This is a genomic window from Methylobacterium hispanicum (genome assembly GCF_022179285.1).
GTDB classification, from domain to species: Bacteria; Pseudomonadota; Alphaproteobacteria; order Rhizobiales; family Beijerinckiaceae; genus Methylobacterium; species Methylobacterium hispanicum.
Genome location: NZ_BPQO01000019.1, coordinates 82018 through 105963, shown reverse-complemented (window position 1 = coordinate 105963; position 23946 = coordinate 82018). Strand labels below are relative to the sequence as shown.

General features: G+C 73.5%; 18 protein-coding genes. 10 read left to right on the top strand and 8 right to left on the bottom strand.

What is annotated here, in order from left to right; all coding sequences use genetic code 11:
- The first annotated feature begins 32 nt into the window (after positions 1–32).
- Positions 33–362, top strand: a complete 330-nt coding sequence (locus tag MFF56_RS20520; RefSeq protein ID WP_066926786.1) for a hypothetical protein — start codon at positions 33–35, stop codon at positions 360–362.
- 475 nt (positions 363–837) lie between these two features.
- Positions 838–1590 carry a LuxR C-terminal-related transcriptional regulator gene (locus MFF56_RS20515; RefSeq protein ID WP_238230692.1) on the top strand — a complete coding sequence of 251 codons (753 nt, stop codon included), beginning with the start codon at positions 838–840 and terminating at the stop codon, positions 1588–1590.
- A 439-nt stretch (positions 1591–2029) separates the two neighbouring features.
- Here the strand turns inward: MFF56_RS20515 and MFF56_RS20510 are convergent, their stop codons facing one another.
- From MFF56_RS20510 to MFF56_RS20500, 3 genes are read right to left on the bottom strand one after another with little or no spacing between them, the layout of a single operon-like run.
- Positions 2030–3505, bottom strand: coding sequence for an exopolysaccharide biosynthesis polyprenyl glycosylphosphotransferase (locus tag MFF56_RS20510; RefSeq protein ID WP_066926612.1), 1476 nt, complete (start codon positions 3503–3505; stop codon positions 2030–2032).
- A gap of 57 nt (positions 3506–3562) precedes the next feature.
- A complete protein-coding gene (locus tag MFF56_RS20505; protein WP_066926615.1) occupies positions 3563–4402 on the bottom strand; it encodes a WecB/TagA/CpsF family glycosyltransferase in 840 nt (279 codons plus the stop codon).
- The gene (locus tag MFF56_RS20500; protein ID WP_238230691.1) at positions 4399–5388 is read right to left on the bottom strand and encodes a UDP-glucuronic acid decarboxylase family protein; all 990 of its coding nucleotides are present in this window, start codon (positions 5386–5388) and stop codon (positions 4399–4401) included. Before MFF56_RS20500 ends, MFF56_RS20505 begins: the two co-directional genes overlap by 4 nt.
- A 373-nt stretch (positions 5389–5761) precedes the next feature.
- On the opposite strand from MFF56_RS20500, the gene MFF56_RS20495 reads away from it, so the two are divergent.
- The 7 genes from MFF56_RS20495 (at position 5762) to MFF56_RS20465 (ending at position 14698) form a co-directional block, all read left to right on the top strand.
- The gene (locus MFF56_RS20495; RefSeq protein WP_066925536.1) at positions 5762–7069 is read left to right on the top strand and encodes a polysaccharide biosynthesis/export family protein; all 1308 of its coding nucleotides are present in this window, start codon (positions 5762–5764) and stop codon (positions 7067–7069) included.
- Between the two features lie 79 nt (positions 7070–7148).
- Positions 7149–8558, top strand: coding sequence for a mannose-1-phosphate guanylyltransferase/mannose-6-phosphate isomerase (locus MFF56_RS20490; RefSeq protein WP_066925539.1), 1410 nt, complete (start codon positions 7149–7151; stop codon positions 8556–8558).
- A 140-nt stretch (positions 8559–8698) separates the two neighbouring features.
- A complete protein-coding gene (locus MFF56_RS20485) occupies positions 8699–9985 on the top strand; it encodes a glycosyltransferase family 4 protein (protein ID WP_082773255.1) in 1287 nt (428 codons plus the stop codon).
- Positions 9986–10237: 252 nt separating this feature from the next.
- Positions 10238–10966 carry a Crp/Fnr family transcriptional regulator gene (locus MFF56_RS20480; protein WP_066925542.1) on the top strand — a complete coding sequence of 243 codons (729 nt, stop codon included), beginning with the start codon at positions 10238–10240 and terminating at the stop codon, positions 10964–10966.
- A gap of 101 nt (positions 10967–11067) precedes the next feature.
- The gene (locus tag MFF56_RS20475) at positions 11068–12054 is read left to right on the top strand and encodes an NAD-dependent epimerase/dehydratase family protein (RefSeq protein ID WP_066925545.1); all 987 of its coding nucleotides are present in this window, start codon (positions 11068–11070) and stop codon (positions 12052–12054) included.
- Positions 12055–12129: 75 nt separating this feature from the next.
- Entirely contained in the window at positions 12130–13350 is a 1221-nt protein-coding gene (locus tag MFF56_RS20470) for a glycosyltransferase (RefSeq protein ID WP_066925549.1), read from the top strand.
- A gap of 19 nt (positions 13351–13369) precedes the next feature.
- Positions 13370–14698: an O-antigen ligase family protein gene (locus tag MFF56_RS20465; RefSeq protein ID WP_066925551.1), complete on the top strand. Its 1329-nt coding sequence runs from the start codon at positions 13370–13372 to the stop codon at positions 14696–14698.
- A gap of 126 nt (positions 14699–14824) precedes the next feature.
- Here MFF56_RS20465 and MFF56_RS20460 read toward each other — a convergent pair whose 3' ends face one another.
- The 5 genes from MFF56_RS20460 to MFF56_RS20440 all read right to left on the bottom strand — a co-directional run bounded on the left by MFF56_RS20460 (position 14825) and on the right by MFF56_RS20440 (position 22437).
- The gene (locus MFF56_RS20460; RefSeq protein ID WP_066925554.1) at positions 14825–16141 is read right to left on the bottom strand and encodes a lipopolysaccharide biosynthesis protein; all 1317 of its coding nucleotides are present in this window, start codon (positions 16139–16141) and stop codon (positions 14825–14827) included.
- Between the two features lie 155 nt (positions 16142–16296).
- Positions 16297–18537 (bottom strand): NAD-dependent epimerase/dehydratase family protein, encoded by a 2241-nt coding sequence (locus tag MFF56_RS20455; RefSeq protein WP_238230690.1) that lies wholly within the window; start codon positions 18535–18537, stop codon positions 16297–16299.
- A 44-nt stretch (positions 18538–18581) separates the two neighbouring features.
- Positions 18582–19598, bottom strand: coding sequence for an NAD-dependent epimerase/dehydratase family protein (locus tag MFF56_RS20450; protein WP_066920155.1), 1017 nt, complete (start codon positions 19596–19598; stop codon positions 18582–18584).
- A 49-nt stretch (positions 19599–19647) separates the two neighbouring features.
- Positions 19648–21993, bottom strand: a complete 2346-nt coding sequence (locus tag MFF56_RS20445) for a GumC family protein (RefSeq protein ID WP_082772932.1) — start codon at positions 21991–21993, stop codon at positions 19648–19650.
- A 216-nt stretch (positions 21994–22209) separates the two neighbouring features.
- The gene (locus tag MFF56_RS20440) at positions 22210–22437 is read right to left on the bottom strand and encodes a DUF1674 domain-containing protein (protein WP_373324142.1); all 228 of its coding nucleotides are present in this window, start codon (positions 22435–22437) and stop codon (positions 22210–22212) included.
- Positions 22438–22505: 68 nt separating this feature from the next.
- Here MFF56_RS20440 and MFF56_RS20435 point away from each other — a divergent pair, with 68 nt between their 5' ends.
- The gene (locus tag MFF56_RS20435; protein ID WP_373324141.1) at positions 22506–23900 is read left to right on the top strand and encodes an RsmB/NOP family class I SAM-dependent RNA methyltransferase; all 1395 of its coding nucleotides are present in this window, start codon (positions 22506–22508) and stop codon (positions 23898–23900) included.
- The last annotated feature ends 46 nt before the right edge of the window (positions 23901–23946 follow it).

Below are 23946 nucleotides of genomic sequence, written 5' to 3'. Positions count from 1 at the left end.
CTGAGTGCGCCCGGTCCCGAAAGAGCCCGACCTTGGACGACACCCCGGAAATCCGCGACCAGCTGTCCCGCGCGTGGCGCTCGACCCTCGACGCGGCGGTCTCGAACGGCGCGCCGCCCCAGGCGGTGATCGAGACGATGGTCGAGGTGGCGCATCACTGCTTCGCCGAGGCGTTCGGCGCGACCGCGGCCGCGAGCTACCTGCAGCTCCTGGCCGAGCAGCTGCGGGCGGGCGAGCGCTGCGAGACCGACGAGCTGGTGCGCGGCGCTCCGGAGGAGAGCACGGCGCGGACCTTCATGCCCGCCGACGCCGAGGCGCTGATCGACCCGGACTGGCCGACCCGGAACGACCTGTTCGGCTGACGCGCCGACCCGGTTTCGGCCGACCCGCCAGCAAGGGTATCGGTGCGGACCGAATATTCGTTCTCCCGTCCGATGGTCGGCGCCGTCTAGCCGCCCGCATGTTCAATTTCCCGTGGGCGCGTTCGACACGCGTTGCCCCGGTGGATGCCGCACGCCGGGAGAAGCACATGCCGCACGACCGATCATCCACCGTGCGGACGAAATTCGCGCCTATCAAATGTTTATCCGCGTCCTCCATTTGGGGGATCACTGGGAGGCCTACTGACGCGCTAAGGACCGTATCCTGATTTTGCCTCGCAAGTTGTCTGTATAGGCTGTTGCAATTCAGATAACATGGATTACGGTACCCCCACGTTACGCCAAGCGGCGGCACGCAAGTCAGACACAGGGGATCTTACGGGGGCTTGTGCGCCGGAGCGGGCGCGCTCGGCCCATGGACCTCGCACGCCAATCTGGAGCTGGATGGATGCCGGGCATGATCGATTTCCAGTACGGAACCGCACGTGGCGCGACCCGCCTCCCGATGCAGGCGCGGCCGCATCCGGGTGCGACGACCATCACGACACTGCTCATCGGCGCGGCGGGGCTATCCCGTGACGGGCTCGTCCGGATCCTCGACGCGCACGGCTACGCGGTCCTCGACAGCCTCGAGACGGCCGCGGAGATCGACCCGGGCAGCGACCCGGCCCTCGTGCTGCTCACGGATTTCGGTCCCGCGCAGATGGCGGACGGCACGATCGGCCTCCTGCGCTCGATGTTCCCGCGCGCCCGCATCGTCGTCCTCACCGACATGCGCGACCCCACGACCTTCCGGTACGCGCTGGAGATGGGCGCCCAGGCCTGCCTCGACCACGTCACGCGGCCGGTGGCCCTGATCAAGTCGCTCAACGTGGTGATGCGCGGCAACATCGTGATGCCGATGGGCGCGGTGCCGCATCTGGGCGGCGACGGCGCTCAGGCGGTCCGCTTCTCGGTCCAGAACGCGGGGGCAGAGATGCCTCCGGGCGCGCGCGCGCTCTCCAACAGGGAGATCGAGATCCTGTCCTGCCTCGCGGACGGCCAGTCGAACAAGCTGATCGCGCGCCGCTTCGCCATCGCCGAGGCGACGGTGAAGATCCACGTGAAGGGCATCCTGCGCAAGATCAACGTCCAGAACCGGACGCAGGCCGCGGTCTGGGTCCTCAAGCACGGCATCCCGCGCCTTCCGGTCCGGCCGACGGCGCAGTAGGGCGCCGGGCGGCATTCCGGACAGCCGCGGATGCGGAAGGCGAGCGGGGAGGCGGCGCGAAAGCGCCGCCTTTTCGTTGCGCCGGCCTTCGGCGGCTCAAGGCGAGGGCGGGACACGCGGGATGCCTCCCGCGCGGCGGAGCGGGATTGGCGGGGCGGGACGGCCTCGCGGACGCAGCACGTTCGTGGCCCGGATCGGCATGGATCCGAGGCATCCGCCGCTTCGCGGGCGTCCGGTCGGCCGAGTTCGGCAGGCCGGGAGGGATGGGATCGCGTCCCGAATCGGACGGGGGCCACGGGGGCGGGGATGGTACGGGCCCGCACCGGGGCGGAAGCGCGGGTGCGGATCCGGCGCTTCCCCGCGGGCACACGCCTGCGCGCGCCGCGGAGCGATCGGCCGACCCGCGCGATCGCCCGACCCGTGCGAGGGGGCCCGCGCGCTACCGCGCCCCGCGGGCGCAGAGGACGGCGGGGATCGTCGCCAGCAGGATGTAGAGGTCGAGCCAGAGCGACCAGTTGCGGATGTAGTAGCCGTCCTGGCTGCGCTGGACCGCGAGGTCGCCGTCGCTGCGGGCCGAGATCTGCCACAGGCCGGTCAGGCCCGGCGGAACGCTGGTGCGCAGCGCCCGGAAGGCCGGCTCGAACCCGTCCATGTGATAGGCCGGGAAGGGGCGGGGGCCCACGAGGCTCATGTCGCCCCGCAGGACGTTCCAGAGCTGGGGCAGCTCGTCCAGGCTGGTGCGGCGCAGGAGGCGGCCTAGCCCGGGCAGCACCCGCGGGTCGTCCCGCAGCTTGAAGAAGCGGGCCCACTCGGCGGCGGCGGCGGGATCGGTCGCGAGATGCTTGGTAAGGCGCTCCTCCGCGTCGCGGTACATGGTGCGCAGCTTCCAGACCCGGATCGGGTGCCCGTGTCGGCCGACGCGAACCTGCGCGTAGAACGGGCTGCCCGGATCGATCCAGCGGATCGCCCCGGCGAGGACGGCGATCAGCGGCAGGAGCAGGATCAGGCCGATGCCGGCCAGCACCCCGTCGAGCAGGCGCTTGAGCAGGAGGTTGCGCGGCCGGTAGAGCTCGCGCCGGATCTCGAGCCCGATGGCGTCGCCGAGCGGCCGGACCTGCATCCACATGTTCTGGAGGTCCTGGATCTGCTGGGCGAGCACGACCCGGCCGAACGGCAGCCGGCCGAGCCGGCCCTCGTGCTGCGCGAGGTCGGCGCAGGAGGCGAACACCGCGACCTCCGCGGCGACGCCGCAGACGGCGTCGAGGCGGCCGAGATGGGGCAGGGGGGGGCCCGTGCGGGCCGTCGCGGCGTCGGCGGGCCGGGCCGGGTCGGTCAGGTAGCCGATCGGCCGCAGGCCGAGTTCGGGCTGGGCCAGCAGGGTCCGGGCGAGCGCCTGCGCGTGGGCGTCGGCGCCGACGATCACGGTCGGCGCGCCCCAGGCGGCTCGGCGGATCAGGACGGCGCGCACCGCCGCCTCGCCGTAGAAGCCGGCGAGCACGAGGAGGAGCCCCGCCGCCGCGACCTGCCCGAGGAGCGGCGCCGCCGGCGCGGCCCCCGTCACCAGGAGACAGCCGATCAGGTAGACGGCGACGCCGAGGGCGCGCAGCCGGAGCCGCTCGGGCGGGCTCGGGCCGTAGACCGCGTAGAGCCCGAGCGCGGCGAAGATCGGAAGCACGCAGAAGACCGGGAGCGGGAGCGGGCCGGCGAGCAGCGCGGTCCTGCCCACGGGGGTGCCCGAGAGGGCGGCCCATCCCAGCGCCAGGGCGGCGCCGGCGGCGAGCGCCGCCGCGGCGTCGCCGAGGATCAGCGCCGCCGCGACGAGGGCGCAGCGGCTTCGCGCGCGCCGCGCGGCGCGGTCTGGGGCTGCGCGCCCGCTCAGCTCGATCGCGGTGGCGACGGTCTCGGTCGTGTCCATGACGGGCCCTCGGGGCGATCTGTCGCTGTGTTGCGGGGCGGCGCGGGTGGCCGCGCCTCAGCCCCGCGCCGGTCCGTGCTCGGGATCGCGCCGTCCGCCGCGCCGGGATCCGGCGAGCGCGTGGCGGGCGAGTTGGAGGCCCGCGAGCAGGAGGAAGCGCGGCACGATGCTGGCGTAGCGGCGCGCGAGACGCCGGGGCTCGGTGGCGAGCCGGAACAGCCACTCGAGCCCGCTGCGCTGCATCCAGCGCGGCGCCTGCCGCTTGGTGCCGGCCAGGAAGTCGAAGGCGGCGCCGACGCCGATCATCACGGGCGCGTCGATCCGCCCGAGATGGGCCGACATCCAGCGCTCCTGCTTCGGCGTGCTCAGCCCCACCCAGACGATGTCGGGCTTGGCCGCGTTGATCTCGGCGACGACGGCCGCGTCCTCGGCGTCGGTGAGCGGCCGGAAGGGCGGGCAGTGCGTGCCGACCACCGCGATGCCGGCGTAGCGTCGGCGCAGGACCTCGGCGAGCCCCTCGGCCACGCCCGGCGCGCCGCCGTAGAGGAAGTGCCGGTAGCCGCGCCGGGGCGAGTCGCTGCAGACCGCCCGCATCAGGTCGGGCCCGTAGACCCGCTCGACCGGGCCGAAGCCGAGCCGGTTGGCCATGAAGACGAGCGGCATGCCATCCGGCGTGACGAGGGCGGCCGCCTCGTGGATCGCCCTGAGCTGCGGGTCGGACCGGCTCTCGATGACGCCGTGTACGCCCGTGATGCAGACGTAGTGCGGCCGGCGCGCGCGCACGAAGGCGTCGAGCGCGTCGAGCGCGTCCCGGAAGGTGATCGCGCTGACGCCGAGGCCGAGGACCGGGGCCCGGGGCCCGAGCCAGCGCGCGCGGGGAGGAGCCTGCGGGCTCATGCGGGGATGGTCCGCCGGCCCTGTCCGAGCGGCAGGACGGACCCGTCCTGGCGCGCCAGCAGCCCCTCGAAATACGCGATGGTGCGGGCAAGCCCCGTGTCGAGATCGACGCGCGGCGACCAGTGCAGGGCCGCGCGCGCGCGGGCAATGTCCGGGCAGCGCCGCCGCGGATCGTCCTGCGGCAGGGGATGGCAGGTGATCGTCGAGGGCGAGTCGCAGAGCTCGACCACGCGCCGGGCGAGCGCCAGCACGCTCGTCTCGACCGGGTTGCCGAGGTTCACCACGTCGCCCGGATGCGCATCGACCGCCATCAGCCGCATCAGACCCTCGACGAGGTCGTCCACGTAGCAGAACGAGCGCGTCTGCGAGCCGTCGCCGTAGATGGTGATGGGCTCGCCCTTGAGCGCCTGGATGATGAAGTTGGAGACCACGCGCCCGTCCTGGGGGTGCATGTTCGGGCCGTAGGTGTTGAAGATGCGCGCGACGCGCACCGACATCCCGTGCTGGCGCCGGTAATCGTGGAACAGCGTCTCGGCGCAGCGCTTGCCCTCGTCGTAGCAGGCGCGCGGTCCCGCGATGTTGACCGAACCGCAGTAGCTCTCGGGCTGCGGGTGCACGTCCGGGTCGCCGTAGACCTCCGAGGTCGAGGCCTGGAGCACGCGGACCTTCAGGCGTTTGGCGAGCCCCAGCACGTTGATCGCGCCCATGACGCTGGTCTTCGTGGTCTGGACCGGGTCGCGCTGGTAGTGGATCGGTGAGGCCGGGCAGGCGAGATTGTAGATCTCGTCCACCTCCACGTAGATCGGGAAGGTCACGTCGTGGCGCATCAGCTCGAAGCGCGGGTTGCCGAGCATCGGCTCGCAGTTCGCCCGCGAGCCGGTGAAGAAGTTGTCCACGCAGAGCACCTCGTGCCCCTGCCCCAGCAGCCGCTCGCACAGGTGCGAGCCGATGAAGCCGGCCCCGCCCGTCACCAAGATCCGCTTCATGCCGGATATCCCTCGTCCCACTGTCGGGTTCACCGCTCCGGAAGCGCGTCGCGCCCCGTCCGGATGTACCGGGACAATGGAGCGGGGCGCTGCACCGCGACAACGGAGCATCCGGCGGAGCCGGGAGCGATGCGAACAGCTTCGGCGGTAATACTGACGAACGGCCTGTTCATGACCGAAATCACGGAACGGTATCCGTACTTCGACGCAGCTCGACTGTATCGGCGCCGGAGGTAATCCGATCGCGTCCGCCCCCTCATCCGAAGGGCGCGGGCACCGCGAGAGGCGTGCCGACTAGGATCCGCCTCGGTCCGGACCTGCCGGGCCCGGCCCGCTCATGGGCCGACGCCCCGGGCCAGGAGAGATGAGGCGCATGACCGGCACGCCCACCCGACCCCCGATCCAGTCGAGGCTCCGCCTGCGGACCCTGCTCGGGCCAGCGCTGCCGCCCCTGCTGGCATTCGGGCTGACGGTCGCCGCAGCCGCGCAGGACGCGAGCTACCGGCTCGGCCCGGGGGACCGGGTCAACGTCTCGGTGTTCGGCCAGGCGGAGCTGACCGGCGAGTACACCGTCGGCGGCGGCGGCCACCTGTTCCTGCCGCTGGTCGGCGAGGTCGCGGTCGGGGGCATGACGCTGCCGGACGCGCAGGCGCGGGTGGTCGAGCGGCTCGCCGACGGCTTCCTGCAGCAGCCCGTCGTCTCCCTGCGCGTCACCGAGATGCGGCCCTTCTACGTGCTCGGCGACGTGCGCTCGCCCGGCAGCTTCCCCTTCCGGTACGGCGCCTCGGTGCTGAGCGGCATCGCCCTCGCGGGCGGCTTCGCCGAGCCGCAGCAGGTGCAGCTCGGCCAGCGCACGGATTTCCTCGCCGCGGACGAGCGGGTGCGGGTGCTGGAGGCCAACCGCAGGCTGCTCACCGTGCGCCGCGCCCGCCTGGAGGCGCAGCGCCGGGACAAGGACGCCTTCGAGCCGCCCCCCGGGATGGACGGCGACCCCCGGCTGACCGCCGCGCTCGTCGAGGAACGCGAGATCCTGAAGGGCCAGCGCGGCGCGCTGGACCAGTCGCTCGACCTGCTGCGGGCGCAGAAGCCGCGGCTCGAGAGCGAGATCACGGGCGTCCAGGCCCAGCGCGCCTCCGAGGAGACGCAGCTGCGCCTGATCCAGGCGCACATGGAGGATTACGAGAAGCTGATGGCGAGCGGGCTGGCCCGGCGCTACCAGGGCATCGAGTTCGCCCGCGAGGAAGCCCGCAACAAGGCCGCGATCGCGCGCCTCAACGCGGACCTCGCCCGGCTCGATCTCGCCATCGGCGACCTCGCGCTGCGCATCCAGGACACGGTCGAGGCCTATCGCCGCCGGGTGATGGCCGACCTGCAGGACGTGACCGGGCGGCTCAACGAGATCGAGACGCAACTCCCGAGCGCCCGCGAGATCCGCGAGGCCCGGCTCCAGGCCGGCGGCGCGCTCGGAACGCTGGCGCAGCAGGGCAGCCTCGCCCGCAAGGTCTTCATCACCCGCCTCCGGGACGGCAACCCCGAGACCTTCGAGGCCGACGAGCGGGCGGCCCTGATGCCGGGCGACATCGTCGAGGTCCGGCGCGAGCCGCCGGCGCGGGCGGCCCAGGCGGCCCTGGAGCCCGCCGGGCAGGTCGCGGGGCAGATCGCCGCGGCCGGGACGCGCTGAGGCGCGCCGCGGCTCCGGCTCCGGCTCCGGCACGGGATCCAACTGAAACTCGAACACCAGCGATCATCGGAGAGGCATCATGACCGAGATCAGGCCGCTCATCCTCTGCGGCGGCAACGGCACCCGGCTCTGGCCGGTCTCGCGCGCCGCGCTGCCGAAGCAGTTCGCCATCCTGATCGGCGAGCGCTCGACCTTCCAGCAGAGCGTGCTGCGGGTGGCGCGGCCGGGCTTCTCCTTACGCCCGCTCGTCGTCACCAACGCGCTGCACCGCTACCTCGTGGAGGAGCAGCTCGCCGAGATCGGCATCGAGGCCGACATCCTGATCGAGCCGCAGGGGCGCGATTCCGGGCCGGCGATCCTGGCCGGCGCCCACGAGATCGCCCGCGAGGATCCGGACACGCCCGTGCTCGTCCTGGCCTCCGACCAGGCGATCCAGGGCGAGGCCCTGTTCCATGAGGCCGTGCGGGACGGGCTCGGCGCCGTGGCGAACGGTCATCTCGTCACCTTCGGGGTGGTGCCGACGCATCCCTCCACCGCCTACGGCTACATCCAGGCCGGGCCCGAGATCGCGGCGGGCGCCCGCGCCGTGCTGCGCTTCGCCGAGAAGCCCGAAGCCGCGCTCGCCGCCCGCTACATCCGCGAGGGCTACCTCTGGAACGCCGGCAACTTCCTGTTCCGCGCCGGAGCCCTGATCGGCGAGTACGAGCGGCACGATCCGGCGACCTGCGCGGCCGTCGCCGCCGCGGTGGCGGGGGCGCGGCGCGAGATCGGCGCTGCGACGCTCGAGCCCGAGGCCTTCGGGCGCGCCCGCGCGCAATCGATCGACTACGCGGTCTTCGAGCACACGCGGCTCGCGGCCCTGGTTCCGCTGGCCTGCGGCTGGTCCGACGTCGGCAGCTGGGACGCCCTCTGGGCGCTCGGCGAGAGCGATTCCGACGGCAACGTCGCGCGGGGGCCGACCGAGTTGCGCGACGCCCGCGGCTGCTACGTGGCGAGCGACGGGCCGCTGACCTCGGTGCTCGGGCTGCAGGACGTGGTCGTGGTGTCGAGCGGCGACGCGATCCTGGTGGCCGACCGCCGCCGCACAGGCGAGGTCAAGGAGATCGTCGCCGCCCTGCGCGGCCGGGGGCGACCGGAGGCCGAGCACCATCCGCGGGTCAACCGGCCCTGGGGCTGGTACGAGGTGATCGAGGCGGGATCGAGCTTCCAGGTCAAGCGCATCTGCGTGCGGCCGAGCGGGCGCCTCTCGCTCCAGAAGCACCGCCACCGGGCCGAGCACTGGGTGGTGGTCGCGGGCCATGCCCGCGTCACCGTGGGCGACGAGGTGCGCGAACTCGGGCCGAACCAGCACGCCCATATCCCCCTCGGAGCGGTCCACCGCCTGGAGAATTTCGGCAACACCCCCGTCGAGATCATCGAGGTGCAGCACGGCAGCTACCTCGGCGAGGACGACATCGTGCGCATCGAGGACGTCTACGCGCGGGTGTGAGGGGCGAGCGAGGACCACCTCGGCCAGGACCCGCGCGACCGCGTCGAGGTTCGGATCACCCCACTCCCCGAACGCGGGGAGTGGGGCCCGCCGGCCTCACCGAACGACCGAGCAACAGCCCCAACACGAGGAAACGCCCGATGATCCGCGTCCTCTCGGCGATCGTGGTGCCGCCCCACATGTCCGTCAGCGGCGGGGCGAGGGCGGGGGAGATGCTGAGCGCGGCGCTTCAGGCGCATTGCCGCGTCGACGTTGCCAGCATGATGGGAACCCCGGAGGAGCCCGGGCCCTGCGGGCGCGTGCCCGTCCGCACGGGTCTGCCGCCGGGCCTGCCCTGGTCGCGCCTGCCGAACCGCTACCGCTCCCTGTTCTACCGCTCGGACATCCCCGGGCGGGTCGCGGGCTACGACCTCCTGCACCTGCACAACCCGATGCCGGCCCTGGAGATGGCCCGGATCGCCCGCGCCGCCCGGGCGGCGGGCGTGCCCTACGTGATCTCGACCCACGGCTTCAACGAGGTCGCCAACGGCGGCGCCATCTACGGGTTCGGGCCGGTCCGCCGGGCGGCGTGGCGCAGCCTCGTCCACGCGCCGGTGGCCGAGGCCGTGCGCGGCGCCGCCGGGATCCTCGCCCTGTCGCCGGCCGATTTCGACATCGTGCGGGCCATGGGCTTCCGCGAGGGGCTGCTGGAGGTGGTGCCGAACGGCGTCGCCGTCCCGGCGCCCGCCGACCCCGCCGAGGACGCCGCGCTCCTCGCCCGCTTCGCGCTGCCCGAGCCCGACCCGGACGGCCCCCCGACCCTGATGTTCCTGGCAAACCACACGCCCAACAAGGGCCTGCCGGTCCTCCTCAGGAGCCTGCGGATCTTGCGGCGCCCCGTCCATCTCGTCGTCGGGGGCGAGCGGAGAGCCGAGATCGACTATGCGGGCCTCACCGGGGCGCTGCCGCCCGATCAGCGGGTGGTGGTGACCGGCCGGCTCTCGGATGCGGAGGTCGGGGCGCTGATGCGCAGGGCGGACCTCTTCGTCTTCCCGACCCTCGCCGACACCCTGCCTCTCGTGGTGTTCGAGGCGATGGCGCAGGGCGTGCCGGTGCTCGCCTCCGCGGTCGGCGGGATCCCCTACCAGATCGACCCGGGCTGCGGGCAGCTCGTGCCGCCGAACGACGCCGCCGCGCTCGCCGCGGCGATCGAGCGCCTCGTGCAGGACCGCGCGCGGCTGCGCCGGATGGGCCTCCAGGCCCGCGCGCGCGTGGCGGACGGCTTCACCTGGGCGGCGGCCGCCGCCAAGGCCCACGCGGCCTACCGGCAGGTTCTCGCGGCGTCCGACCCCGCCCGCCCGCGGCCGGCCGAACGCCGCGAGGTCCGTCCCTCCGCAGCACCCGCGCCATCGCTCGGGCGATCACGGCGCTCCGCGACCGGACGCTGACCGATCCGTGCGAGCCAGGAACGACCAGGTTTCGCAGCGCTCCCTCAGGTCGTCCGCGAGGCGCGCCGCGAAGTGCCGGGGAGGACCAGATGCTCAAAAATCAAATACGAGACGGAAGATAGGGTATTAGTCCGTCCGTACGGATCTTACCAACTGCAAAGTTGTGCAAGATCATGAGATGCTTGCGCATTCGCCAGCCGAATGCTCGACCAGAGTGGATCTGGAGCGCGCGCCTGACCTGGAGGGCCGACGATGAACACGCCGACCTTGCCCGCTCAGACGCCGACCGTGCAGAATCGGCTGCTGCGGGCGCTTCCAGGCGAGGTGCTGAGCCTGATGCTCCCGCTCCTCGAGGAGGTGCCGCTCGCGGCCGGCGAACGGGTCGTCACCGCGGGCGAGCCGATCCCCCATGCCTGGTTCTTCGAGAGCGGTCTCGCCTCGGTGATGCTGCACACTGCCGAGCGCGGTTCCTACGAGACCCTCGTGGTCGGCCGCGACGGAATGGTCAGCACGGCGCTGGTGCTCGGCGTCGAGCACATGCCGGTCGATGTCGAGGTGCGCGTGCCCGGCACCGCCCTGCGGATCGGGGCCGGCGCGCTGCGGCAGATGATGGTGCAGAGCGGCGTGCTGCGCGAGGTGCTGATGCGCTACGTCCAGGTGGCGATGCTCTGGATGAGCCAGATGGCGCTCTCCAACCGCCGCCACCGCATCGAGGAGCGCCTCGCCCACTGGCTGCTTCTGGCCACCGACCGCATCGACGGCAGCGAGATCGTGATGACCCACGAGGCTCTGGCCCAGGTTCTGGGCACGCACCGGCCGGGCATCACGGTGGCGCTGCACGAGCTGGAACGCGCCCAGATGATCGCGACGCGGCGCGGCCAGATTACCGTGATCGACCGCGCGCGGCTGATCCGGGCGGCGGGCGAGAGCTACGGCCTCGCCGAGGCCGAGTACAAGCGCCTGATCGGTCCCTTCGCCTGAGGCATACCGCTCTTTCGGCTTAGTTCGCAAGCCGAATGGAAAGCACATCGGCGATCATGTCAGTAATTACCTGCCTTCATCACAGGTAAGGACTGCCCAAGATGATCCCCGTCCTCGTAACCGGAGCCGGTGGCTTTATCGGCCACCATCTCGTCAAGTATCTCGTCGGCCGGGGCTACTGGGTCCGCGGCGCCGACATCAAGCTTCCCGAGTACGAGCCCAGCGCGGCGCACGAGTTCCTGCAATGCGACCTGCGCCTGCACGACGCCTGCCAGCGGGCGGCGCAGGGGATGGAGCAGGTCTACCACCTCGCAGCCGACATGGGCGGCATCGGCTTCATCAGCGGCTCGCACGCCGAGATCACCCTCAACAACACGCTGATCAGCGCGCACATGGCCAAGGCCGCAGCCGACAACCGGGTCAAGCGCTTCCTGTTCTCGTCCTCGGCCTGCGTCTACCCGATGCACCTGCAGACCTCGCCGGACGTCACGCCGCTCTCCGAGGACGTCGCCTGGCCGGCCCAGCCCGAGGAGGGCTACGGGCTCGAGAAGATCTACATGGAGAAGCTGTGCCAGTACATGACCGAGGATTGGGGCCTCTCCACCCGGGTCGTGCGCTTCCACAACGTCTACGGCCCGCTCGGCACCTATGACGGCGGCCGCGAGAAGGCGCCGGCCGCGATCTGCCGCAAGGTCGCGCTCTGCCCGGACGGCGGCACGATCGAGGTCTGGGGCGACGGCCTCCAGACGCGCTCGTTCATGTACATCGACGATTGCGTCGAGGGCCTCTACCGGCTGATGCAGTCGGACTACACGGCGCCGCTCAACCTCGGCACCGACGAGATGATCAGCATCAACGATCTCGTCGACATCGCCGCTTCCGTCGCGGACAAGCGGATCGCCAAGCGCCACGACGTCTCGAAGCCGCAGGGCGTGCGGGGGCGCAACAGCGACAACGCGCTGATCCGGAAGGTGCTGGGCTGGGAGCCCGCCACGACGATCCGCGAGGGCCTCGCGCCGACCTACCGCTGGATCGAGGCCGAACTCGCCGCCGGCCGCGCCGGCCGCCTGCCCGACGCGGCCGAGTAGCGTCGCCTCCGGAAGCGGACCCGAACCCTCCCCCCGCCGGGGGGAGGGGCCTCATCCCAGCGACCGAGCAGCCCGATGACCGACCAGACCGGGGCACAGCCAGGCCTCGACATCCGCCACCTCGTCGTCGAGGAGGCCGAGCAGTCCCGGATGAACGGCGTGCACCTCGTGGCGAACCGGCTCGCCCGCGAGCAGATCCGCCTCGGACAGGCGGTCCGGGTCGTGGTGCTGCACCCGCCGGGCCGGACCGTCGAGCGGGGGGTATGGGACGCGCCCGTCGAGGCGCTGCCCCTCGAGGGCCACAGCCTGTTCGGCCACCTCGTCCAGCCGGCGCCGCGCCTCACCGCGGCGCTGGTCGCGGGCGCGGGACCCCGCACCCTGGTCCACCTCCACTGCGCGCGCCGGCCGCTGCTGCTGGCCATCGGTCGTGAGCTGGCGCGCCGGGGCATCCGCTACGTGGTCACCATCCACGGCCGCTACGCGCACGTCGCCGACGCGCAGATGCGCCGGGCCCACCGCTCGACCAGCCTTTACCTCGCGATGTTCGAGCGCCGGATCCTGGAGCGGGCGTGGTTCGTCCACGCGCTGACGGATCAGGAGGCCGGGGCGATCCGTCAGATCGCCCCCCGCGCGCGCATCGAGATCGTGGCGAATGCGGCCTATTCCAGCGCCTTCGACGCGGCCCCGCCGCCGCCCGGCCGGACCGGGCCCTCGCCCGCCTTCCCGCTCTTCGGGTTCTGCGGGCGCTACGCGGCGCACCACAAGGGGCTCGACCTGCTGATCGGCGGCCTCGCGACGCATCTGGCCGCGGGCGGGCGCGGGCGCCTCGCGCTCGCCGGCAACGGCGCGACGGGTGGGGAGGGCGCGGCGCTGCGCGCGCTCGCCCAGGGGGCCGGCATCGGCGGGTCGGTCGCGGTGGGCGGGCCTGTCTTCGGGCCTGAGAAGGAGCGGACACTGCGCGGCTGGGACTTCTTCGTCCAGTCGTCGCGCTTCGATGGGTTGCCGATCGGCGCGGTGGAGGCCGCGCTCTGCGGCCTGCCGCTGATCGTCTCGACCGCGACCGGCCTCGCCGACGCCGTCGAGCGCCACGGCGCCGGCTTCGTCGTGCGCGACCTGACGACGAATGCGGTCGCGGAAGCCCTCGGCCGAGCCGCCCGGCTCACCCCGGAGGCCTGGGCGCGGATGTCGCGCGCCGCCCACGCGATGGCGCTCGTCACGGGCGACTGGGCCCGCTCGGCGGAAGCGCTCCAGCATCTCTACGCGACCCAGGGGACCGACCTCAGGCTCGCGGGCTGATCCGGCCGGAGGGCACGCCATGCACGCAAGCGCCGTCGCCGTCCGCCCGGCCCCGCGGGATCCGAATGACCTCTACCTGCGCGGCCTCGCCTGCGCGCTCGTGGGCTACGCAGTCTTCGGCAAGGGCTTCGCGGTGCTGGGCGTGGCGCCGCTCTATGTCGGCGAGCTCGCGCTCGGCCTCGGCCTCCTCGCGCTGATGCGGTCGCGCTGCTGGTTCGCGGTGCTGGGCACGCCCGCGAGCCTGCTGCTCGCCGCCCTGATCGCCTGGGTGCTGATCCGGACCGTCCCGTTTCTCGGCATCTACGGGATCGACGCGGTCCGCGACAGCGTGATCGTCGTCTACGGCCTGTTCGCCTTCGTGGTGATCGCGCTCCTCATCGAGAACCCGCTCCGGCTCGGCTGGATCCTGCGCGTCTACGCGGGCTTCGCCTTCCTGTACGGGCTCATCGGCGGCTTCCTGTTCGTCGTCACGGTCACCATGGCCGACCAGCTCCGCATCCCGGGCACACAGATCCAGCTGCCCTATATCCGGGCCGGCGAGGCGGCGTTCCATCTCGGGGCCGCCGCGGTCTTCATGCTGGTCGGGCTGCGCCGCGTGGGGGCGCTCTGGTGCGTCGCCCTGTGCATCAACATGGCGGCCGTGACCGTGAGCCGGGCCGCGACGCTCGCTTGCCTCGTGCCGATTCTGCTCGGCGTTCTGCTCGGGCGCCAGCTCCGCCGCTTCGCCCCCGCCGCGCTGATCGGGGTCGCGATGCTGGCAGGGGCCGCGCTCGCGGACCTGCGCGTGATGATGCCCGGAGACCGCGAGGTCGGGGCCATGCAGATCGTCGAGGGCATCAGCAGCGTGTTCGGCGCGAGCGAGGCGGCGAATTTCGAGGGCACCAAGGAGTTCCGACTGCGCTGGTGGCGCACGATCCGGGAATATACCCTGCACGGCCCCTACTTCTGGAACGGCAAGGGCTTCGGCGTGAATCTCGCGATGGAGGACGGCTACCACACCTTCGTCACGCAGGAGGCGACCCTGCGCAGCCCGCACAACGGGCACATGACGATCCTGGCCCGCGCCGGGGTGCCGGGCTTCGCGCTCTGGGCCGGGCTGCTCGCCGCCTGGTTCGGCATGCTGGTGCACAGCCTGCTCCTGGCGCGCCGGGCCGGCCACGGGCGCTGGGCCGCCGTCTTCGTCTGGATCACCTGCTACGGCGCCGGCATCCTCGTGAACGCCTCCTTCGACGTGGCGTTGGAGGGGCCGATGTCGGGCGTCTGCTTCTGGTCGGTGATCGGCCTCGGGATCGGGGCCAGCATGATCTACCGGGCGGGCCTCGTGCGGGCGATCGGCGACCCGGGCTAGGGCGCGGGGTCGCCCCCGCGTCGGAGCGTGGCGCGGTCCCGCGCGCCGGGAGCCCCGGTCGTGGGGAGCGTCCCCCGGTCCGGGACCAGGTCCGGGACTCGATCCGGGGCCCGGTCCGGGATGGCCTCACGCGGCCGGCAGCGGTCGCGGCAGGTCTGCGGCGAGGAGGCGGCGCAGCAGGAGCTGCGAGAGCAGGAGCCGCACGAGGCTCGCCAGTACCAGCGCCCCGCAGGCGCCCTCGAGCCCGAACCGGAGCGCGAGCGGCAACGACGCCGCGAGGACCGCGACGGTACCTGCGGCGTTCACCACCAGGGCGTGGCGCGCGGCCTCCACGCCGTGGAAGTAGGAGCACACCATGTCGGTGGCGTAGGCGGCCACCGCGGCGATCGCGAGGAGGCGCACCGGCACGGCGAGCCCGAGATACGGCGAAGCCGCGCCGTAGACGAGGCGCAGCGCCGGTTCGGGCGCCGCGAACAGGACGGCGAAGAACAGCAGCGCCACCGGGACGCCGGAGAGCGCGAAGGGCCGCGCCGCCCGCCACGCCTCCGCCTTGCCGCGCGGATGGGCCCGCGCGGCGGTCTGCGGGATGATGTTGCACAGCCCGATCACCAGCGGGTTCATCAGGTTGACGAGGTTCTGGCTCGCCTGAAGCTGCGCCGTCAGGGCCGCGCCCGAGAGGGCGGCGAGCAGCCAGAACAGCACCTGCCCGCGCAGCGTGCCGAGCAGGTTGTTGGCGAGCGACCAGCCTCCCAGCCGCCAGAAATCGCCGAGGATCGCGGACAGGCGCGGCGCGGTCGCCTCCCCCCGCCCGAGCCCGGCGCGCCCGGCATGGAGCACGGCGCCGAGGCCGGCGGCGAGGGCCATCGCGCAGAGCGCGGTGCCCAGCGTCAGGTGCCCGCCCCACCCGAGCCCGAGCACCAGGGCGACCTGGCCGAGATAGCTCACCGCGTCGCCCGCGATCGCCGCGCCGAAGCGCAGCTCCGCGAAGAGGTAGCGCCGGAAGGCCTCCTGGATCTGCCAGAGCAGGAAGTAGGCGAGCGCGGGCAGGATCAGGTCGGCCCGGCCCGCCGCGAGGGCGGCGAGCGCAAGCGCGGCCCCGGCCGGCAGGAAGAGCAGGCCGAGGAGGTCGAGGCTCGCCCGCATCAGACCGGCGCCTGCCTCCGGCCCGGCCGCGCCGGCCCGGACCGAGAGCGGGTAGAACACCAGCGAGGAGGTGACCATGTGGAGGATCATCAGCCCGCCGAGGAGCAGGGCGAAGGTGCCGTACTCCGCGGGCGGTAGCGCGCGGGCCAGCACGATCGTCAGCCCGAAGGTGCCGACGCTGGCGATGGCCTGGTCGATCAGCGGCCAGGCGAGGCGGCCGGCTTGGTCGCCGACACGGCGGCGCAGGGCGCCCACGGCCTGGAGCGCCGCGGGCGGGCCGGAAATCCATGAGCGCCGCATCGTCTCGTCCTGGAACCTCGGTGTGCGTGGATCCCCGGCAGAGCGTTCGGCCGACACGCGGCGGCCCCGGGGGTTGACGGCGTGAGCGCGGGAGCGGGACGGGGCACGCCCACCCGCTCCCGGACCGGGCGCGACCCGCCGGCCGACCGGCCGTGTCAGCGCGCGTCCGCGACCGGCGTCCCGACGGGCGCGGCCGGCGGCGCCGCGGTGCCGCGCGCGCGCCGCGACGCCCGCACGAGGTCGGCATAGGCCCAGACCAGGTAGGGCGTCGTCGCGCGCATCCCGTCCGCGAAGTCGAAGCGCGGCGCGTAGCCGAGCATCCGCCGCGCCTTGCCGATCTCGGCGGTCGCCGTCGTGGTGTAAAGGGCGGTCTTCTGCGGATCGGGCACGATGAGCGCGCCGAAGACCGGGCCGCCGCCCCCGAAATAGTAGCGGTCCACCAGGGCGCGCAGCGGTTTGGGCAGCGCGTCGAGCCCCGCCTGGAGCGCCGAGCGCGCCGGGGGCCAGCGCACGATGATCTGCACGATGCGCTTGGGGTTGCGCAGCACCAGCTTCACGTCGCGCACGAAGCCCTGGTTCTGCTTCGAGACCTCGGCGAGCGGCCAGGAGGTCGGGCCGGGCACGCCGAGAGCGCGGGCGAACTCGGTGAAGAACGTACCCCAGCTCACCGTATCGGGCCCGGACAGGATGAAGCGCTCGCCCACCGCCGCGTCGCGGGTCGCGGCCAGCAGCATGCCGTCCACGAGGTCGTCGACGAAGACCGCGCTGCAGCGGCCCGCGCCGCCGTCCGGCAGCACCACCTCGCCGTAGATCAGCTCCTCGGCGGGCGCGTTCGTCCAGGGCTTGGAGAAGGGGCCGTACACGATGGTCGGCTGCACCACGGTCGCCGGAACGCGCCCCTCTCGGGCGGCGGCGAGCATCTGGGCCTCGATGTCGAGCTTGTCCTTCACGTAGATCCAGGCGCGGTCGCCGTCGCGGGTCTCCTCGGTGAGCGGCGTCGGCGGGAAGGGCTCGTAGACCGAGAAGGTGCTGACATGGACGAGCCGGCGGACCCGGGCGTCGGCGCTGGCCTGGATCAGGACCCGCGCGCCCTCCAGGTTCTGCCGGCGCGAGCGCGGGTCGTAGGCGCAGTGGAACACCGTGTCGGCGCCCTCGAGCGCCGCGCCGATCGCGGCGGCATCCGTGAGGTCGGCCTTGACCAGCCGCACGGGCAGGCGGGCGAGCCGCGTCGCGCTGCCGATCTCCCGGATGATGCAGGTGACGTCGATGCCCGCCCGCACCAGCCGCTCGACCAGCCGGCCGCCGATGAAGCCGCTCGCCCCCGTCACCACCACGCGGGCGCCGGGCGCGAGGCCGTCGGCCAGCGCTGCCTGGGTGGCATCCCAGGGCTGCTCCAGCGGCTCGCGCAGCGCGTAGCAGCGCTCGATCCGCCGCACCGAGGTTAAGCCTTCGGCGCCGCCGACCGCGGGGGCGCGGCCCTGCGCGACGGCATCGCGGAAGTCGCGCATCTCGGCATCGAAGAGCGCGGGGAAGAGTTGCGGCTTCATCGTGCTTCCGCTCACGCCCGCATGCGTGAAGGCGAGCGCGTTGGCCGAGCCCGCCACCACCTCGTTGCGGTAGAGCGCGACCTCGACATGGCCGTGCGTGCCCTCGATCCGGGCGGTGTTGGCGAGGTTGCGGGTGCGGCTCAGCTCGACCCGGACCTTGCCGCCGGCATCGAGCAGGAACTCGGCGACGCAATCGGCCTCGACGCCGCTGGCGCCGTCGTCGCGGTAGCGGGTCGGCGTCATCGCGCCGAGCCAGTGGCCCAGGATGTCGAGGGTGTGGGCACCGGTGTCCATCAGGACGCCGCCGCCCGAGAGGTCGCGGCGCAGCAGCGCGTCCGAGCTCGTCGCCCAGTTGAAGACGAAGCCCTCGCGCGCATCGACCCGCCGGATCGCCCCGATCGTGCCGGACTCGATCAGGGCCTTCGTCCAGGCGGCGATGGTGAGGTTGCGCCGCAGGAGGCCGACCGCGAGGACGAGGCCCCGGCGCTCGGCCGCCGCGATCATCGCCTCGCCCGCGGCGCTCGTGGTGGCCAGCGGCTTCTCCATGAAGACGTGCTTGCCGGCCTCCAGCAGGGCGAGCCCGATCGGGCCGTGGGTGGTGTGGGGGGTCGCGACCAGCGCGGCGTCGAAGCGGTCGGCCACCTCGCGCCAGTCGGACGCCGTGACGATGTCGGCGCGCCGCCGCCCGGCCCGGGCCGCGAGCAGGGCGAGGCGCTCGGGCGAGCGATCGACCAGCACGCTCGGAGCCCAGCCCTGCCGCTTCAGGGCCGGGAGAAGGTGGTGATCCACCACGGCGCCGCATCCGATGATGGCGAGGCGGGCTTTCGGGGAGGCGACGGGCGAGGACATGCGTCTGGGGACCTTCCGGGTGTCGTCGGGAAAACGGATGTGGCCTAGGAGGCGGGCGTCATGAGCGCCGCCAGCGGCTCGCGCGCGGCGGGCCGGGGCAGCGGAACGGGCCGGTACTTCGCCGTGAGGTGGGCCGGCAGGTCGGGCCGCTCCCAGAGGTCGGCGAGGGCGGTGTCGATCGTGTGCCGCGGGTGCCAGCCGAACAGCTCGCGGATGCGCGCGATGTCGGCGGCGAGCACCGGCCGGTCGACGGCACGCAGCCGGGCCGGGTCGGTCTTGACCGTGAAGTCGGCGCCCCCGATGCGCCGCAGGCGGCTCAGGATCTCGCCCACCGCGTAGGCCTGGCCCGTGCCGAGGTTGACCGTGACGCACTCGCCCGGCGCCACCGCGCCCGCGAGCGCCGCCGCCCGGAAGCCGCGGGCGGCGTCCTCCACGTGGATGTAGTCCCGCCGCGCCGTGAGGTTGCCGAGGCTGATCCGGCGGTGGCCGGCGATGAGCTGGGCGAGGATCTCGGGCAGGAGGTGCGGGTTGGTCTCGCCCGGCCCGATCACGTTGAACAGCCGCACCACCACCGCCGCGAGGCCGCGCTGGCGCGCCATGTGGCGGACGTAGTGCTCGCCGTGAAGCTTGGTGAAGCCGTAGACGTCGCTGGGCGCGAGGGGGGATTCGTCCTCCCGGTGCGGCCGGCTCTCCGGCGCGTAGACGGCGCCGCTGCTGGCGAAGACGAAGCGGCAGCCCGGCGGGCAGGCGGCGAGCAGGCTCATCGTGCCGGCCACGTTGGTGCGCACCGCCAGCACCGGATCCTGCTCGCATTCCGGGATGTAGTGGATCGCCGCCAGATGGATCACCGCCTCCGGCGAGAAGCTGCGCATCGCCGCCGCGACCTGATCGGGGTCGGTGATGTCGGCGTGGATCATGAAGAGGCGTGCGAGTTCCTCGGGAGGGAATCGCGGCGGCCCGTAGCGCAGGGCGTCGAGCACGCAGACCTCGTGTCCGTCCGCCAGCATCCGCGTCAGCGGCCGGCCGACGAATCCGTTGCCGCCGATCACCATAATCCTCATCGGGGTCGCTCCTGCGGTTGCGTGTGGCGGGATGCGCGGGCTCGCGCGCCTAGGGCGCGCGGACGGCCACCGCTTGCCGCGGCTCGGCCACCTTCGGACCGGCCGACCTGGGGCCGGGCGGGTTGGGCTCGGCGGCCTTCTCGGCCGGCCTCGCGTCCGGGAACCGCGCTTCCGCGGGCGTCCGCTCCGCGGATGCCCGCTTGCCCGGACGGGGCAGGCCGGCCCGGGCCGCCGCCGCGCCCGCCGAGGCTTCCGCGGCCGACGGAGCGCCGCCCTCGAAGAAGCTCCGGTAGCGGTGGTAGTGCGAGCACTGGTCGGCGAAGGGTTCGTGCCGGTGCTGGTCGAGATCGACCCGGGTGAGGACGAGGCCGCGCACCCGCACTGAGAGGTCCTGGAGGCGCTGCAGCGTCGCCAGCACCGTCTTGCGCGGAGTCGAGGCCCAGCGCACCGCGAGGATCGCCGCGTCTGCGACGTGGGCCAGCGGCACGAAGTCGAGCACCAGCATGGCGGGCGGCGCTTCGATCAGCACGAGGTCGAAGGCCTCGCGCGCGCCGTCCATGAAGCGCTCGAAGGCGTCCGAGAGGTAGAAGTCCTGCGCGGTCGCCCGGCCCCGGCCGTGCAGCACCGTGACGGCGTGGTCCCGTGCGCCGGCGAAGAACGCGGCCTGATCGCCCAGGACCGCGTCTTCGAGGCTCGGCATCCGGCTCGTCGGGCTCGCGGGCCGCGCGCCCGTCGCGTCGATCACGAGGGTGCGGGTGCCCCGCGCGGCGAGCAGCTTGGCAAGCGCCATGCAGACCAGCGACTTGCCCTCGTCCGGCACCGACGAGGCCACCAGCAGGACGCGCGGCGCCCCGGTGGCCCGCGGCCAGCCGAGCGAGGCGGCCACCAGCCGGATCGCCTCGTCGAACATCCGGATCTCGCCCGCCCCCGACGCGGTCGAGATGTCCGGCACCATGCCGAGGCAGCGCAGCGCCGTGTCCTCGGCGAGCTCGCTGCCGGAACGAAAGCCGGTGTCGCGCCGGCCCATCAGCAGGGCGTAGCCGATCCCGAGCGCCCCGGCGCCCGCCACCGCGAGCCCGATATAGAGGGCCCGCAGGGGACCCGAGGGCGCGATCGGGCTCTGGGCCCGCATCACGACCTGCGCGGTCGAGGACTTCATCGCGGCCAGCGCCAGCGCCTGGGCGTGGGCGTCGCCGAGGAGCTTCAGGCGCTCGCGGATCGCGGTGGCGTTCGCCTGCAGGCCGCGGAGCTTGGCCTCCGAGCCCATCGCCTCGATCACCTCGGCCTTGAGTCCCGCCACCCGGGCCGTCAGGGCTTCCTCCTCCGTGGCGGCGGTGCGCACCTCGCTCTTCAGGTTGTCGACCGCCCGGTCGACCTCCTCGCGCAGGCGCTGCTCGGCATCCTCGAGCGCGGCCTTGGCCTGCAGGTATCGCGGGTGGCGCGGCCCGGTGAGCAGTTGCGCGGCGACCTCGCGCTTGGCCGTCTCGACGTTCTCCAGCATGCGCTGGATCACCGGCGCGCCGGCGAGATCCTGCGCCGAGGGCACGCCGCCGGACCGGAAGATCTCCTGCGCCCGGGCGAGACGCGCCTCGGCAGCCGTGCGGTTCTGCGTCGCGGCGCCGAGCTGGACGGTCGCGTCGCGCAGCGCCTGCTGGGGCAGGCTGATGCTCGCGGTGCCGCCCTCGACCAGACCCGTGCGCTGGCGGTAGCCCTCGATGGCGGCCTCGGCCGTCTCAAGCTCCGCCCGGCTCGCCTTGATCTGGCCGTCGAGCCAGCTGCCGGCGCGCTCGGCGTTGGCGACGCCCATGTCCAGGCGGCTGCCCAGGTAAGCGTCCACGAAGGCGTTCGCGATCCGGGCCGCGCGAACCGGATCGCCCGCCGTGTAGGCGACGGTGATCAGATAGGAGCGGCTGTCGTTGGTGACCGTGAGGCCGGAGGCCAGAGCCCCCGCGATGCGCTCGGCGGCGTCCGGATCGGGGCCGGCCGGCTCCGCGCGCCACCAGGCGAGGCGGTCGAGGAGCGAGCGCCCCGTGAAGGCGGGATCGTTCACGAGGTCGAGATCCGCCACGACCCGCCGCGCGACCGCCCGGGAGCGGATCACCCGGGCCTCGCTCTCGACGATCGCCCCGGTATCGGGTGCGACGTTCTGGGCGGGCTGGCCCGGCTGTACCGAGACCGGCCGGCCGAGATCGACCTGAAGGATCGCCTCGGCGGTGTAGCGGTCGCGCAGGCTCAGGCAGACGGCGCCGGCCCCGACGAGGGCTGTCGCCAGCAGGATCGCGATCACCCGGCGGCGGCGCCAGATCGCCGTGAGGATGCCGAGGTTGCGGGCCTCGTAATGCGCCCGCAGAGACAGGCTCCCGTTCCTGTTCGGCTGCTCCGGAACCCAGTTCATCCCGCCCTCGCCATCGCGCGCCGTCCGCGCGGCGTCGGGATGTCCCCCGAGACGCGCGGCCCGGCTCCAGATGCGGGCGCCGGACGGGGCGATAGGATCGTGCCCGAGCCGGTTTTGGGAGTTCCAATCCGGGATTAGCCCGATCGTACCGCAGTGCGGCGCGGGCGCTTCCCAGAGGCGCTTCGGGGTGGTCTCGGGCGCGGGGCCGGAGCCGCCTCAGAAATCGACGGCGAGGCCCTTCACCTCCCAGTCGTCGTAGCGCACCGGCTCGAGGCCGCCGCGGCCCAGGCGCTCGGGCCGGGCGGCGATCTCGGCCGCGCGGGTATCGACGGCGGCGCGGCGCGCGGCGGCCTCCGCGAGGGCGCGCTCGGCGGCCGGGGTGAGAGTGCGCGGGGGCGGCGCGGCGGCGGCAAGCGTTGCGTCGGCGGGCATTTCGTCTTGCATCGGGCTCGCTCGGATGGAAGGGCAGGGCGTCGGCGCGAGGGCCGGCAGGCTTCGGGATGACGAGACAAGTGGCATCACGGCAGACACCGCGCAACGGACGAGGCCCGCGACCTCCGGCAGCGCAGGACGGCGCGCCCGCCGAGGCGCTGCCGGAGGTCGCGGGCCTCGGCGCGCGCGCCGCCGCCCAGCGCGCCGTGGCCGAGCTGATCGGCCAGAACCGGGCGCTCGCCCTGGAAGACGCGCTGGCGCAGGCCTCGCGCGGGCTCGACCCCGCCGAGGCGGCGCTCGCGCGCGCCATCGCCACCGCCACGTTCCGCCGGTTCGGCCTGATCCGGACGGCGCTCGGCAGCCGGCTCGATCACGGCCTGCCGGACGACCAGCCCCTGCTGCTGGCGCTTCTGGCCACCGGCGCCGCCCAGATCCTCGACCTCGCCGTGCCCGACCACGCCGCGGTCGATCTCGCGGTGCGCCTCGCCAAGGCGGACCGGCGGACGCAGCATCTCGGCGGCCTCGTCAACGCGGTCCTGCGCCGGGTCGCCCGCGAGCGCGACGCCATCCTGGCGGCGGGCGATCCCCTCGGCGATGGCGCGCCGGACTGGCTCGCCGCCCGCTGGCGCGAGACCTACGGGCCGGAGCGGGCGGAGGCGATCGGCCGGGCGCATCTGGCCGGCGCGACAGTCGACATCACCGTGAAGGCGGAGGCGCAGGCTTGGGCAGAGCGCCTCGGTGCCGCGCTGCTGCAGACCGGCTCGCTGCGCCTGCCCCCGGACTCGGGACCGATCACCGCGCTCGACGGCTTCGACGCGGGCGCGTGGTGGGTGCAGGACGCCGCCGCGGCACTCCCCGCGAAGCTCCTCGGCGCGCAGGCCGGCGAGCAGGTCGCCGACCTCTGCGCCGCCCCCGGCGGCAAGACAGCCCAGCTCGCCGCGGCCGGGGCCGCGGTCACCGCTGTCGATCGCTCGGCGCCGCGCCTGGAGCGCCTGCGCCGCAACCTGGAACGGCTCGGCCTCACCGCCGAGGTCGTGGTCGGCGACGCGCTCGCCCTCGACCGGCCGGAGGGGTTCGACGCGGTGCTCCTCGACGCGCCCTGCTCGGCCACCGGCACGGTCCGCCGCCACCCGGACGTCGCCTGGACCAAGAGCCCCGAGGACATCGCCCGCCTCGGCCTCCTGCAGGCGCGCCTGCTCGACCGCGCGGCGACGCTGCTGCGGCCGGGCGGGCGCCTCGTCTACTGCACCTGCTCGCTCGAGCCGGAGGAGGGCGAGGCCCAGGTCGCGGCCTTCCTCGCCCGCAACGCGGCGTTCGCCCGCGTGCCCGTGGCGCCCGAGGAGGTCGGCGGCCTCGCCGAGCTGATCGATCCGAACGGCGACTTGCGCACGCTGCCCTGCCACCTCGGCGGCGGCACGGACGCGCGCGGCGGCCTCGACGGCTTCTTCGTGAGCCGGCTCGTCCGCCGGAGCTGACCGTGCCCGTTTCATCCCGACGGAAATCGGTCTAAACGGCCGCTCC